The 12,968-nt window shown below is 53.1% G+C and carries 14 protein-coding genes, 1 tRNA gene and 1 riboswitch; of the genes, 13 read left to right on the top strand and 2 right to left on the bottom strand.

All coding sequences use genetic code 11. The features are described 5' to 3' along the window. The first annotated feature begins 18 nt into the window (after positions 1–18). Genes D7M11_RS02360 through D7M11_RS02345 form a run of 4 tightly spaced genes read left to right on the top strand, consistent with a single transcriptional unit; the run spans position 19 to position 3,990 of the window. Positions 19–1,044: a Gfo/Idh/MocA family protein gene (locus D7M11_RS02360; protein ID WP_120745525.1), complete on the top strand. Its 1,026-nt coding sequence runs from the start codon at positions 19–21 to the stop codon at positions 1,042–1,044. A gap of 1 nt (position 1,045) precedes the next feature. After that, positions 1,046–1,567 carry an adenylyl-sulfate kinase gene (cysC, locus tag D7M11_RS02355; protein WP_240040923.1) on the top strand — a complete coding sequence of 174 codons (522 nt, stop codon included), beginning with the start codon at positions 1,046–1,048 and terminating at the stop codon, positions 1,565–1,567. A 27-nt stretch (positions 1,568–1,594) separates the two neighbouring features. Beyond that, complete coding sequence (locus tag D7M11_RS02350; protein WP_120745523.1) at positions 1,595–3,010, top strand: sulfatase family protein; 1,416 nt, start codon at positions 1,595–1,597, stop codon at positions 3,008–3,010. 11 nt (positions 3,011–3,021) lie between these two features. Then, entirely contained in the window at positions 3,022–3,990 is a 969-nt protein-coding gene (locus D7M11_RS02345; RefSeq protein WP_120745522.1) for an AraC family transcriptional regulator, read from the top strand. A gap of 70 nt (positions 3,991–4,060) precedes the next feature. Here the strand turns inward: D7M11_RS02345 and D7M11_RS02340 are convergent, their stop codons facing one another. Together D7M11_RS02340 and D7M11_RS02335 are read right to left on the bottom strand one after the other, a co-directional pair. After that, positions 4,061–4,897: a cobalamin-binding protein gene (locus tag D7M11_RS02340; RefSeq protein ID WP_120745521.1), complete on the bottom strand. Its 837-nt coding sequence runs from the start codon at positions 4,895–4,897 to the stop codon at positions 4,061–4,063. Positions 4,898–4,940: 43 nt separating this feature from the next. Beyond that, positions 4,941–5,930 (bottom strand): ABC transporter substrate-binding protein, encoded by a 990-nt coding sequence (locus tag D7M11_RS02335; protein WP_120745520.1) that lies wholly within the window; start codon positions 5,928–5,930, stop codon positions 4,941–4,943. 289 nt (positions 5,931–6,219) lie between these two features. Further along, positions 6,220–6,420: riboswitch (cobalamin riboswitch) on the bottom strand. A 99-nt stretch (positions 6,421–6,519) separates the two neighbouring features. Between D7M11_RS02335 and D7M11_RS02330 the strand changes: the two genes are divergently transcribed. From D7M11_RS02330 to D7M11_RS02290, 9 genes are all read left to right on the top strand, one after another. Further along, positions 6,520–7,926 carry a sulfatase family protein gene (locus D7M11_RS02330; protein WP_120745519.1) on the top strand — a complete coding sequence of 469 codons (1,407 nt, stop codon included), beginning with the start codon at positions 6,520–6,522 and terminating at the stop codon, positions 7,924–7,926. A gap of 267 nt (positions 7,927–8,193) precedes the next feature. Further along, entirely contained in the window at positions 8,194–8,565 is a 372-nt protein-coding gene (locus D7M11_RS02325; RefSeq protein ID WP_120745518.1) for a GntR family transcriptional regulator, read from the top strand. Then, on the top strand, positions 8,562–9,458 hold the full coding sequence (locus D7M11_RS02320) for an ABC transporter ATP-binding protein (RefSeq protein WP_120745517.1): 897 nt from the start codon (positions 8,562–8,564) through the stop codon (positions 9,456–9,458). The genes D7M11_RS02325 and D7M11_RS02320 overlap by 4 nt, the downstream gene beginning before the upstream one ends. Further along, a complete protein-coding gene (locus D7M11_RS02315; RefSeq protein ID WP_120745516.1) occupies positions 9,455–10,138 on the top strand; it encodes a hypothetical protein in 684 nt (227 codons plus the stop codon). Before D7M11_RS02320 ends, D7M11_RS02315 begins: the two co-directional genes overlap by 4 nt. A gap of 243 nt (positions 10,139–10,381) precedes the next feature. Continuing rightward, positions 10,382–10,464: transfer RNA gene (locus D7M11_RS02310), tRNA-Leu, on the top strand. 158 nt (positions 10,465–10,622) lie between these two features. Continuing rightward, positions 10,623–10,784, top strand: a complete 162-nt coding sequence (locus tag D7M11_RS02305) for a glycine zipper domain-containing protein (RefSeq protein ID WP_120745515.1) — start codon at positions 10,623–10,625, stop codon at positions 10,782–10,784. A gap of 429 nt (positions 10,785–11,213) precedes the next feature. Continuing rightward, the gene (locus D7M11_RS02300; RefSeq protein ID WP_338042464.1) at positions 11,214–11,657 is read left to right on the top strand and encodes a GNAT family N-acetyltransferase; all 444 of its coding nucleotides are present in this window, start codon (positions 11,214–11,216) and stop codon (positions 11,655–11,657) included. A gap of 156 nt (positions 11,658–11,813) precedes the next feature. Then, entirely contained in the window at positions 11,814–12,356 is a 543-nt protein-coding gene (locus tag D7M11_RS02295; protein ID WP_193556078.1) for a hypothetical protein, read from the top strand. An 89-nt stretch (positions 12,357–12,445) separates the two neighbouring features. After that, positions 12,446–12,877, top strand: a complete 432-nt coding sequence (locus tag D7M11_RS02290) for an N-acetyltransferase (protein ID WP_120745514.1) — start codon at positions 12,446–12,448, stop codon at positions 12,875–12,877. Positions 12,878–12,968 lie beyond the last annotated feature (91 nt).

The following is a 12,968-nucleotide window of genomic DNA, read 5'->3' as shown; positions in this document are numbered from 1 at the left end:
GAAAGGAAGACTTTAGCGATGATCCGAATTGCTGTCATAGGTGTCAATAACATCGGCAAAATTCATTGCCGTGCATACCGGCAGCATCCGGACACCGAGCTCGCGGCCGTCTGCGACCTGCTCCAGGAGCGGGTGCAGGCGGCGGGAGCCGAGTTCGGCGTCCCTGCTTATACCGATATGCGGGAAATGCTCAGCAAAGAGAAGATCGATGCCGTCATTGTGGCGACGGCCGGCGTCGAGAAGGGCAGTCATCATTTTGCCCCCGTCATGGCGGCGATCGAAGCGGGCAAGGACGTCTTCGTCGAGAAGCCGATATCGAACCGGATCGACGAAGCCCGGCAAATGGTGGCGTTCGCCCGCGAGAAGGGAGTCCGCTTCGCCTGCAACCTGAACCACCGGTTTACGCCGGCGGCTTATCGCGCCAAGGATCTTGTCACGCAGGGCAAGATCGGCACGGCGCTATTTCTCAATATAAGGCTGACGATCCGCAACCCGCAGGAAGATACGCCGTGGCTCCATATGCGGGCACTTCATCCGCATTCGATCGATGTAATGCGTTATTTCGGCGGTCCGATCAAACGCGTACAGTCGTTTATGACGAAAGCCCCTGGCCGTGAATCGTGGTCGACCGTGTCGGTGAACATGCAATTCGCGAGCGGGGCGGTCGGCCATCTGACCGGCAGCTACGACATGTCCACGCGACATCCGATCGAGTTTTGCGAGGTGGCGGGCACCGAGGGCCGAATCGTCATCAATAACGTCTATGAAGAGATGACGTATTATCCGCATCAATCGAACGACTTGGTCGTATACCGCAACCCGATCTTCGGAGGTATGTTAGGGTTTGACGACACGTTCCGGCACCGGATCAACCGGTTTGTGGAACAGCTCAAGGCGGGCGACGCTCCGGAGCTTATCGATGCATCGGGCGCCGACGCGCTGGCGGCTCAGGAAGTGATCGAGGCGGCCATTGCCTCGCATCAGGCGGGCGGAGCGCCTATGGATGTCGGGGAGTCGCAGTTTACAGCAGGCGGGGGAATCTAACTTGAACAGCTATGGCAATGTGTTATGGTTTACGGGCTTGTCGGGAGCCGGCAAAACGACGACGGCGGAATATGTGCTCGCCGGACTGCGCAAACGCGGACGGCAGGTCGAGATGCTCGACGGCGACGAACTGCGCACGACGATATGCAAAGGGCTCGGTTTTTCCCGCGAGGACCGGATGGAAAACGTGAAGCGGATCGCTTACGTAGCGGGCCTACTCTCGAAGCACGGCGTTGACGTCCTCGTGTCGGCGATCACGCCTTATGCGGAGATGCGGGAACATGCTCGCAAGGTGCTTCCGCGATATGTGGAAATTTATGTGGAATGCCCGCTGGAGGAATGCGAGCGGCGCGACGTAAAAGGATTGTACGCCAAAGCACGGCGAGGAGAGCTGCAGCGCTTCACGGGGATCTCCGATCCGTACGAAATCCCGCTAAGCCCAGATATTACGATCAGCACGTTGTCCGGTTCGCTGGCGGCGAACGAAGCGGCCATTCTGGACTTTATCGGAGTGAAAGCTTGACGAGAGCCACGGAGTGGAGGAAACTGGATGAAGATCATACTTGTCTCGCTCGATACGCTTCGCGCCTCCAGACTTAGCGGCTACGGATACGGAAAGCCGACCAGTCCGCATCTGGATCGGATTGCGCGTGAAGGCGCGCTGTTCGAACGCGCTTATGCGGCGGATATTCCGACCGAAGTGGCGCATACCGGCATTTTTACCGGCAAAATCGGATTGACGACCGGAGTCGTTTCGCACGGCTCCGAGCTTGCGCATTTGACGAAATCTACCCCTTGGCTGCCTACGATGCTGCGCTCGGCCGGATTCGAGACGGCTGCGGTCGACAATTTGTATCAGCTTAAAGAGTGGTTCGCCAGAGGGTATCGCTACTATATTAACAGCGTCGGCGGCAATCGCTGGATCGACGGAAAAACGGTCAACAAGCTTGCTTTTCCGTGGCTGGAACAGCATAAGGATGAATCGTTTTTCCTCTTTTTGCATTATTGGGACGCGCACACTCCGTACTTGCCGCCGCAGGAGCTGGTTCCGCAGTTTTATGCCGCCGGCCGCGATCCGTTCGATCCCGGCAACAAAAGCATGGAGCCGGCTTACAACCATTTGGCGTATCCGTTCTTCAAGCACCACCATTACGACTTGATCGGTGAAGTGACGGATAGCGAATATTACGACGCGCTTTATGATGCGGAGATCCGTTACCTGGACGATCGGCTGAAGGAGCTGGATCAGCATCTGGAGCGGCTCGGCATCGCGGACGATACGCTGCTTGTTTTGTTCGGCGATCATGGAGAGAGCTTGACCGAGCATAACATTTATTGGGATCATTGCGGGTTGTACGAGCCGACCGTCCATGTCCCGGTTATTATGCGCTGGCCTGGCCGAATCGCGGAAGGAAGGCGGGTTCCGGGCTTCGTACAGCAGGTCGATCTGCTGCCTACGATTCTGGAAGCGATTCGCCGGGAAAGTCCGGCGGGCATTGACTTAGCGAAGCTCGGCGAACCTTCTGGCATGGACGGAATCAGCTTGTGGCGGACGATCGAAGGAAAGGCGGATCGGACGCATGACCGCGTTTATTTGAGCGAATGCGCCTGGCAAGCGGCTCGTGGCATCCGCACCGACCGGTACAAGTTTATTCGGACGTACGACTCGGGCCCGTTCATTCGTCCGGAGCGAGAACTGTACGATCTGCAGGAGGACCCGGAGGAAGCGGTTAATGTGGCCGAGTCGCAGCCTGAGGTTGCGGAGCGAATGGAGCGGGAGCTGGAGGAATGGGTCGCCCGCAAGCTGGCGGGCCGCACGGACCCGATGAAGCGGCAGATCGAAGAAGCCGGACTTCCTTTCCGGAAACGGATCGAGCAAATACTTGCTTCTGCGGGCTTGACCTGGGACGACTGGCGGCAAAATCCGCTTCGCGAGCGATTCGACCGGGCTGTAAGCAGCAAATAGGTTCGGTTTAGATGGGATACGAGGATGACCAAGACGAGCAAGAAGGCATCGGACATAAGCGGCTGGGAGTGAAGCGGATGAAAAGTTTGATCCGAAGCAGCGGATATATGAAGGATGAGTTTCCTTTCTGGATCACGCGTATTATTCAGGGAGCGATTCCCGAGCACGGACACGAGTTCGTCGAGCTCGTGTATGTCGTTCACGGCTCGGGGATTCATATTTTCGAAGGGACGGAATATGAGATCGGTGCGGGGGATGTCTACATTATTAACCCCGGCGAAACGCATGCCTATTCCGTACCGGGCGGCGAGCCGATGGAAATCGTCAACTGCCTGTTCATGCCGTCGCTCATCCCCGACGCCCTGCTGAAGGAGCTTCAGATTACGTCCTCCATGGACTATTTCTACGTTCATCCGTTCATGAAACCGGACGTCCGCTTCAACCGTCACCTGAATCTGCACGGTCAGGACGCCATGCTCGTGTTGGGGCTGCTGGACGGCATGAGGCGCGAACTTGGCAACCGGGCTCCGGGTCATACGACGATTATTCGTTTGCAGCTGATCGAGCTGCTCGTTTTGCTATCCCGGTATTACTCGCTGATGCAGCACCGCGGGACGGTCAGTTCGCCGCGCCGTCTGGAACGCGAAATTACGGCTAGACGCATATACGGCTATCTGGAACGCAACTACGACAAAAAAATTACGCTCGAGTCGTTGGCCGGGCTGTTCAACGTCGGCGTACGCCAACTGAACCGGCTCGTCCGGCAGGAGTTCGACAGGAGCGTAATCGACGTCCTGCATACGATCCGGATCGACCGGGCGAAGCGGCTGCTCATCGAGTCCGATGAAAAGGTCATCTCCGTAGCGGCGCTCGTCGGCTACGAGGACCCGTCCTTTTTCAGCAGGCTGTTTCTCAGACAAGCCGGCTGTACACCTACCCAGTATCGGCAAAGTCTCGAGCATAGGCATGCTTCGCAATGAAACGGAGCAGGCTCCTTGAAAAAGAAAGAAGGCGACCCTAATGGATCGCCTTATTCTTGTCTCTTATCGCTCAAATGCTGCGTTCCGCGCTTTCGTTAAGCCAGCGATGGGCGGCCGCCTCGTCATAAGCTGGATAAATGTCCGGGTGCAACTGATGTCCCAGCTTTTGCAAGCCCGCAATGAGCAGCGGCGACGGCCGGCAATACAGCTGCTCCTCCATGACGAGAACCCGTCCGCCGGAGACGGCGTCGAGCTTGTCCGCTCCCGGGCGTTTGGCTACCGTATCCGGCGTTGGCAGCTGCTTCTTGACGCCAACCCAGGCGAGCAGGATATAGTCGGGATTGCGGCCGAGCACGTCGTCCCAATCGGTTTTGACGCTGGCGCGTTCGTCGTTCGCGAATACGTTCTCCGCACCGGCGAGGGCGCTGATTTCCGTCAGCCAATTTCCGCCTCCCGGGGTGAAGACCGGCTTCGGCCACCATTCCCAGTAGAGTGTGGGCCGATTCGTGCATTGGCGGCTGAGCGCTTCATAACGCGCCAGCATGGCTTCGTAGCGGTCTATCGACGCCTTGGCGGCCGGAAGCGCATCGACAGCTTCTCCTATCGTTTTCATGCAGTCCGAGATGTCGCTCAGCTTTTTCGGGTTCAGCGTCACATGCGGCAAATTGCGAGCTTTCAGCGCTTCTACGTTACGCTCCATTCCGGGAACAGTGAGCGAGCCCAGGACGAGATCCGGACGAAGCGCTTCGACGGCGTCCATGTCGATATTCATATCGGACCCGAGTCTCGGCAGGTTCTGTACGGATACGGGCCAATCGGAGTAAATGTCGACCCCGACGATATGCGAGGTCAGTCCCATAAAACCAAGCAGTTCGGTGTTGCTCGGGGACAGCGATACAATTCTCATGCGTTCAGCCGCTCCTTTCGTCGGATGGATGATGCAGGTGTCGTTATTCCTTGATGAGGTCGGGATAGATGCCTTTGGCGATGCTGATCAGACCTTGCGATATACGCGGACCCGGGCGGGATAAGAGGTCCTGATCGACCGCGATCAGACGTTTGTTTTGAATCGCGTTGATCTTGTCCCAGCCGTTGCGCTGCAAAATGATCTGGTCGAGCGTTGTGCCCGCTTTATCTTTGGCGCCGGTTGTGTAGAAGATGACGTCCGGGTTGTCCTGAATAATTTTTTCTTCATTAATCTTGTTGTAGCCTTTCGTGTCGGAAGCGATGTTGATGCCGCCGGCCAGCGTAATGAGCTCGTCCATAAACTCGCCTTTGCCGACCGTCCAGCCCGGGGAAAATTCGATGTATACTTTTTTCTTTTGCTCCGGCTTCAGGCCGCTGACGGCGGTTTTCACCTTGTCCACTTCTTTTTTCATCTTGTCGGCGAGCGCAGCCGCTTCCTTCTGCCGGTCCGTCAGCTGCCCGATAATGGCGATATTGTTCAAAATATCGTCGACCGACTTCGGCTCGAATTTGTACAGCGGCAAATTCAGGGAGCGCAGCTTGGCAAGCGCGTCGTCCTTGATCGAGATGCCGGTAATGACAAGATCCGGGTTGGCCGCAAGGATCGCTTCGACGTTCGGCGCGGAAACGCCGCCCATCTTCGGCTTGCTGGTCGCTTCAGCCGGGTAGTTGTCGAAATCGGATACGCCGACGATGCGGTCCCCAAGTCCGAGCGCGAACAGAATTTCCGTCTCGGCCGTCGAGGTGGAGACGATGCGCTGCGGCGCTTTCGTGAGCTTGACTTCGGTGCCGGTCGTATCTTTCAGTGTGAGCGGATAGGCAGTAGCTTGGGCAGCACCGGCGTTTGTTTTATCGGCGGGTGCTGGTGCAGGCGATCCGTTGACGGGAGCGTTGGATGGTTCCTTGGCCCCTCCGCAAGCAGCGAGCGACAAGCTTAGTGTAAGGGCTAGCAGTAAGGCGGCAATCTTCTTCATGAGTGCGATTCTTCCCTTTCCGATTCATAGTGGAGTTAGGGCTTGAAAGGAGGAATCCCGGTACGTTCACGAGCCTACGAAAAAAGCCTCCATCCCACAAGGACGGAGGCAGCAAATCAAGGATTTTGTCAGTCCGGACCTGCTATTTCCGCGCGCTTACGCACCGAGGGCGAATGGGCATGGAACTCCCGATTCGCCGCCGGCCGTATCGTAGGAAAACAATAGGCGACCCAGTCTGTAAACCGTACAATCTCCCGATTTAGCCGATCCTTTTCCGCGAAGGATAACGTGGCTGTAGCGCATGTAGGCAGGTTTCCTGGCTCTCGGGTTTGGATGAGCGCCTCGCCTTCCCGCTTCGTTTTTCAGAAGCAGTGGCAGTAATGAGGGCTCCCCGATACACAGTGGCGGGACCGCGCCGGATTCGCACCGGCTTCCCTTTTAACCCGGTCTTCCGCAAGGAGGATCGGGCACCTACTGGCATTTACAATGGTTCCATTCGTTCAAGCTCAAATCTCTTCGGCGATTATATCACAAGAAGCCTTAAAAAGAGAAGAGCGGATCTTGATTAATAGAAAGGCGGTTCACATCCATGCGCCATAATGCGCCTAATGTGCTGCTCATAACGGCAGATCAGCTTCGTTATGATTGTATCGGCTCCAGCCGCAAATATCCCGTGTTAACTCCGAATCTGGACCGCCTTGCTGCGGAAGGCGCCGTTTTCTCGAACGCCTACACGCATTTCCCGGTGTGCGGACCGGCACGGCAATCGCTGCTTGCGGGCAGAAGGGCGGAAACGTTCGGGGCGCTGTGGAACTATGGCGGCGCTCTCCCGGTCGCTACGCTTGAGCCCGATGCGCTCGTATGGCCGCGGACGCTTGCCGAGAACGGGTATAACTCCGCCTTTTTGGGCAAATGGAGCGTGCATCCCACGTGTGACGCTACTCATTTCGGCTATCAATCCTATGTCGGAGAGAGCGAATACGGGGCTTATGTGAAAAGCAATTACCCGGACGTTTCATACACGAACGGATTTTTCGGAGAAACGAATCCGGTGCCCCTTGAGCATTCGCGGACGCACTGGCTTGCGGATCGGGCTAGCGAAGCGATCGAGCAGCTGCACGGCTCGGGCAAACCCTGGCATGTAGCGCTTCATTTTCCGGAGCCGCATCTGCCTTGCCGGCCTTCGGGCCGATTTGCGGATATGTACGATCCGGCCGCTATTCCCGAATGGGACGGATTTCGCGATACGTTCGAAGGCAAGCCATATATTCAGCGGCAGCAACTGCATAGCTGGGGCGTGGAGGATTACGAATGGAACGATTGGGCGCCGATCGTAGCCCGCTATTACGGCATCATCAGCCAAATGGACGACGCGGTCGGACGCGTTTTGCAGACGCTCGATCGGATCGGGGCGTCGAATCATACAATCGTTATTTTTACGGCCGATCATGGGGATATGTGCGGCTCACACCGGATGATGGATAAGCACTACATCATGTATGACGATGTCGTTCATGTGCCTCTTCTGCTCCGCTGGCCGGGGCAAGTGCAGGCAGGGAGCAGGTGCGACCGGTTCGTATACAACCTTCTCGACCTTCCCCCAACGCTTATGGAGTGGCTTGGGCTGCAAGCGGACGGTTCGGAGCGGTGGCATGGGCAATCCCTCGCGCCGTTACTAGCGGGAGATGCGGCCGCGTCCTCCGCATGGCGCGATGCGGTCGTGGCGTCGTACAACGGACAGCAGTTCGGGTTATACACGCAGCGGATGATCCGCACGGCCGATTGGAAATATGTATGGAATACGACGGACACCGACGAGCTGTACGATCTGAAGGCCGACCCGGCCGAGCTGAATAACCGGATTCGCGACCCTGAAGTCTCCAACCTTGTCACAGAGCTTCGGCGCCGATTATACGAGGTGCTGTTGCATGATGGCGATGCTCTCGTCCGCAACGAGTGGACGCGGCGGCAGCTTTTGCATGGAGCGAAGCTTTAGTTTCAGTTGAGCTTTTTTGCTTATGAGCGTTTTTAGACAGAGCCGGTTTCCGATGAATTTATCGCGTATCAGCTTCTGTTTTTGTATATGCGTCCTTGCCTTCTTTCTTTTCGCTTCTTTGCTGCGAAGAGATGAGGGTGGGGATGTTTTTTTTGTATGGGCGAATATTGAATTTGCAAGTCGGAAAAGGAAACCTGTTGACAATGAGGTTACATAGCTATATAGTTAGTTACATGAGTAACTAACCAATGAAGGTGAGTGAGGCCGGTGACATCATGGATCGACGACAGCCGACCGATCTTCATGCAAATCGCCGAACGCATCGAGAACGACATTATTGACGGCGGACTGCCGGAGGAAACGCAAGTTCCTTCCACGAACCAGTTTGCCTCCTTCTACCAGATCAATCCCGCTACGGCGGCGAAGGGCGTCAATTTGCTTGTCGATCAAGGCATTTTGTACAAGAAGAGAGGGATTGGAATGTTTGTGGCCAGCGGGGCGAGAGCCATTCTCGTGGAACAGCGGAAGCGGCAGTTTTTCGAGCAGTACGTCGTGGCGATGGTTCGCGAAGCGAAGAAGCTCGGTATTACAACAGATCAGCTAGCGGAGATGATACGGGAAGGAGAGCGATCGGAATGAATAAGGTCGTTGAATTTCAGCAGGTGACGAAAGCGTACGGCGACGTGACAGCCGTTAAAGATATCAGCTTCACGATGGAGCCGGGTAAAATATACGGGCTGCTCGGCCGCAACGGCGCGGGCAAAACGACAATCATGCATATGATTACTGCCCAACTGTTCGCGTCAAGCGGGGAAGTAAATGTATTCGGGGAAACCCCTTACGAAAACAACCGCGTGCTCAGCAAGCTTTGCTTCATTAAGGAAAGTCAAAAATATCCGGACAATTTCCGCGTCATCGATGTGCTCAAAGTGGCGGCCGCTCTGTATACCGACTGGGATCAGGCGTACGCCGAAACGCTCATGCGAGATTTCTCGCTTCCGCACACTCGAAGGGTGAAGAAGCTTTCCCGGGGGATGCTGTCGTCGCTGGGCATCATTGTCGGGTTGGCCAGTCGGGCTCCGCTTACGCTGTTTGACGAGCCTTACTTGGGTCTTGACGCTGTGGCGCGCGGGATATTTTATGACCGTTTGATCGAAGATTATGCCGAGCATCCGCGGACAATCATCCTATCTACCCATCTGATCGACGAAGCGAGCCGCATGCTGGAGCATGTTATCGTCATTGACCAGGGCAAGCTAATCCTGGACGAAGAGGCAGACTCGATTCGCGGCAGAGCGTTTACGGTAGTCGGGCCGAAATCTAGCGTGGAGCCTTACGCCGCGGATCGGGAAGTGATTCACCGGGAAACGTTCGGCGGATTCGTCTCGCTAACCGTGATGGGCAATCTATACGGAGACGATCGCAAGCAGGCTGAGGCGCTCGGGCTTGAGATTGCGCCGGTATCGCTCCAGCAGCTGATCGTGCATCTGACGAACGATAAGTCGGGCAGAAAGGCGGAGGTGGCACAATGAATCGGATTAAGGGCGTCATGTACATGCAGCTGCGGGATCGGACCATGCTTTATTTGCCGTGGCTGATCGTATCAATCAGTTTTCTGGTTAATCTCGTCATCGGCTATATGATGAGTGAGGAAGAGAGCTTTTATACGGGCGGGATCGGCAGCCTGTTCATTTATATGTTCGTCGTCGGCATCGTGATGTTGGCGCAAACGTTTCCGTTTGCTCTAGGGTTCAGTGTAAGAAGACGAGATTACTTCTGGGGGACGGCTGCCGCCATAGCGTCGGTCAGTGCGTTATTTGCCATCTTCCTTCTAGTGCTTGGGTATGTAGAGACGTTCACGAACCTGTGGGGTGTGGGCCTGCACTTCTTCAAGCTGCCTTACTTGAACGACGGACCGGTGCTTGTCCAGCTGTGGATCTTTTTTGCAGTCCTGCTGAACATGTTCTACCTTGGCTTCGTCATATCGAGCGTACATCGCCGTTTTGGCAAAAAAGGAACGTGGACGCTCATGATCGCGCTGTTGGTCGCTTTCACCGTCACCACTTACTTATGCACGTATAACGGATGGTGGGGCAGCATCTTCAGTTGGTTCGCCGCGCAAACCGCCTTCGAGCTGTCTCTTTGGATGTTTGTCGGAGCCGTACTGTACGCGCTCGTTTCCTACATCGTATTGCGCAGAGCGACAGCTTGAGTTGAAGATGTGCCCCGGACGTCGATCGAAAGGATCGCGTTACCGGGGCATTATTGTTAAGTTTTCATGGATTAGCTGAAAAAACATATTTGACAGGGACTAGGAACGCATGCTAATATAACTAACGCACCGGTTAACAGACAACCACGTAGATGCGGACAATCTATACGTTGTTAGTACATATCCAGTGTCGCGGGGCGGCTTGTTACATAAGAGCACACGTCCGCAATCGCATATTAGCATGCCGGGGTGGCGGAATGGCAGACGCACAGGACTTAAAATCCTGCGGGGGCGACCCCGTACCGGTTCGAGTCCGGTCCTCGGCAGTATAGGAAGATCACTGAAAGCCCTTGATGTATCAAGGGTTTTTGTTGTTTTTACGATAAATTCACATCGGCAAATTGTTTTTCTTTGGGGACGAATTGGTTATGAAACGCATCCTATTCGATTACGTAATACATGGTAATGTACAGGAGGCGATGAATTGAACGCTAGTAAAAATATGGCGACAGGTATGGGTATAGGTGTTGCTCTAGGAATTGTTTTCGGTACAATAATGAATAATGTCGCCATAGGGATAGCAATTGGGGTTGCTATGGGGGCAGCTTTTGGTGCTATATTTTCAAAAAAGAGCCCTACTAAGTAGATTTTATATAACAAATCCTGCAACATAGGGCTTCGTAGGAAGCCTTTTTTCGTCTAGTTCCGGAACTTTACCTTAGTTTTTACAAATGGTTGAACATCCTATAATTTATTCAACAAGTATGGGACCTCCTTAGCAGGGCTTGGGGTAAAACTCAGGTGAAGACGATGGAGTTTTTTTGTGTCAAAATTTCTGTTGCTAATGCCAAGGGTTGGATAATATAATCGAATTTAATTTAATTCATAAACCGGAAAATGAGATAATGGGGTCGGAACTTGAAAACGATACTCGAAAGGTCTCATCAATTGGGCTGCCATACCGATATTCGTTTCGATGTACGAGGCCATTCTTCTTTCTTGAGGCAAACGATCTAGACGAATATAACAAGCGGTTTGAATAACATAGAGTCGGTTACCATGAAGGGAGAGAGCCATGCAACTCGATACACAACGGCTATTGATCAGAGAATTTACGGTTGCAGACATACCTGACGTTCATAAGTACGCTTCGAATCTAGAAGTGACGAAGTACATGATCTGGGGACCGAATACGGAAGAAGAGACGGCGGCATTTATTACCCGTACTATCGATATGCAGAAGCAACAACCACGACTTGATTATGAATTCGGGGTTGTGTTAAAGGAAACGGGGCAACTGATCGGAGGTTGCGGGATTCATCTTTCGGAGCCGTTGCAGGGCGAAATCGGTTATTGCTACAATCCGATGTACTGGCGGTATGGTTATGCTTCAGAGGCGGCAGTGGCACTGCTTCAATTCGGATTCGTGAAGCTCGGATTGCATCGCATCTATGCGACATGCCGTCCTGAGAATGTTAGCTCGGCCAAAGTGATGGAGAAGATCGGCATGAAGTACTAAGGGCATCTGCGTGGACATATGCGGTATAAGGGGAAGTGGAATGATTCCTTCCAGTATTCCATATTGGAGGAGGAGTACGCTAAGCACGTAAATGAAGGCTTAGTTGAGCCAGAAAGGTGAAGAGACTTCCTATTTGTTTTTGGAAAAGAGGGTTAGATGGAAATGCAATTGTATCATTATTACGATGCTTCGACTGGCCCGTTTTGCAACTTGTCCGACCTGGAACAAAATGATGCGGAAATAGTTCTGAACGAGATCCGAAACGAAGGAAAAGGTTTTGCAAGTAAACGTTCGCCTGAATATCTCGCGATTCGAAAGGAATTGGAGACAACTGCAAGAACGATGTTTGAACGAAAGGGCGGGAGACCGGTCAGGCGGTATCCGCACTACATGACGTTTGGTGCATGTCCGTGGCTGTTATCTTGGTATCCGAACGGCAAAGAGCTGTGCATTCCCGCTACGGAGTTCGATCCAAGCACCATCAGTTTCACTTATGGGGATTTATTACCGACTATGCGGTACCAGGATGGAAAACCGTATCGCAAGCAGGTTTATACCATTCAAGAAATTTATGAATTGATTCGCCAGTATGGACTGCCCCAGGAGTGGAATAGGGACGGAACTCTTGGGCCTGAACGATATATTGAAGTGCAGGTATGGGATGATGTTCCGCTGCGGACCTATAAAGAACACGCGTGATGTATGTGTTGCAGTTATGTAAAGGGAAACATGGACGGGATGTCAATGAATTAGTTTACTTCTATTTGAAAGAATGGTGAAGTAGAAAGATGAATATAAGATTACATACAGAAAATGATTTAGACAGGATGATAGAAATCTGGTTGGAAGGATCAAAGTTAGCACATCATTTCATACAGGAAGATTACTGGAAATCGAATCAGACAACAATGAAAGAGACTTACCTCCCTATGTCTCGGTCGCATGTTCTTGAAGTGGATGGTACAGTAGTTGGTTTTATTTCAATGATTGATGACTACTTAGCAGCTTTTTTTGTAAGCCCTAATGAGCAAGGCAAGGGATATGGAAAGATACTCCTGGATTATGTAAAAGATCAGAAAGAAAGTATCAGTCTACAGGTTTATCAAGAAAACGAAAGCGCGATCAGATTTTATGAAAAAAATGGTTTTGTTGTTTCAAATGAATCAATTGATGAGAATACCTCTGCAAAAGAATTTGTGATGACATGGACAAAACGATAGTGAGTATAAGAAGTAATGAATGAATTAGAACATCTGAATAAAGAGGCTTATTGAGAATCATGTTTTCAAATAAAAATACTATGGATGGGGC

Source organism: Paenibacillus ginsengarvi (genome assembly GCF_003626695.1).
Taxonomy (GTDB): Bacteria; Bacillota; Bacilli; order Paenibacillales; family NBRC-103111; genus Paenibacillus_AB; species Paenibacillus_AB ginsengarvi.
Note: the sequence above shows the minus strand (reverse complement) of the source record. Positions and strands in the feature narration are given on the sequence as shown.

What these genes read in the sequence shown, in the direction of transcription:
- D7M11_RS02360 (WP_120745525.1), top strand. Translation starts at nt 19, where the DNA reads ATGATCCGAATTGCTGTCATAGGTGTCAATAACATCGGCAAAATTCAT.
- D7M11_RS02350 (WP_120745523.1), top strand. Translation starts at nt 1,595, where the DNA reads ATGAAGATCATACTTGTCTCGCTCGATACGCTTCGCGCCTCCAGACTT.
- D7M11_RS02345 (WP_120745522.1), top strand. Translation starts at nt 3,022, where the DNA reads ATGGGATACGAGGATGACCAAGACGAGCAAGAAGGCATCGGACATAAG.
- D7M11_RS02340 (WP_120745521.1), bottom strand. Translation starts at nt 4,897, where the DNA reads ATGAGAATTGTATCGCTGTCCCCGAGCAACACCGAACTGCTTGGTTTT.
- D7M11_RS02335 (WP_120745520.1), bottom strand. Translation starts at nt 5,930, where the DNA reads ATGAAGAAGATTGCCGCCTTACTGCTAGCCCTTACACTAAGCTTGTCG.
- D7M11_RS02330 (WP_120745519.1), top strand. Translation starts at nt 6,520, where the DNA reads ATGCGCCATAATGCGCCTAATGTGCTGCTCATAACGGCAGATCAGCTT.
- D7M11_RS02320 (WP_120745517.1), top strand. Translation starts at nt 8,562, where the DNA reads ATGAATAAGGTCGTTGAATTTCAGCAGGTGACGAAAGCGTACGGCGAC.
- D7M11_RS02315 (WP_120745516.1), top strand. Translation starts at nt 9,455, where the DNA reads ATGAATCGGATTAAGGGCGTCATGTACATGCAGCTGCGGGATCGGACC.
- D7M11_RS02300 (WP_338042464.1), top strand. Translation starts at nt 11,214, where the DNA reads ATGCAACTCGATACACAACGGCTATTGATCAGAGAATTTACGGTTGCA.
- D7M11_RS02295 (WP_193556078.1), top strand. Translation starts at nt 11,814, where the DNA reads ATGGAAATGCAATTGTATCATTATTACGATGCTTCGACTGGCCCGTTT.
- D7M11_RS02290 (WP_120745514.1), top strand. Translation starts at nt 12,446, where the DNA reads ATGAATATAAGATTACATACAGAAAATGATTTAGACAGGATGATAGAA.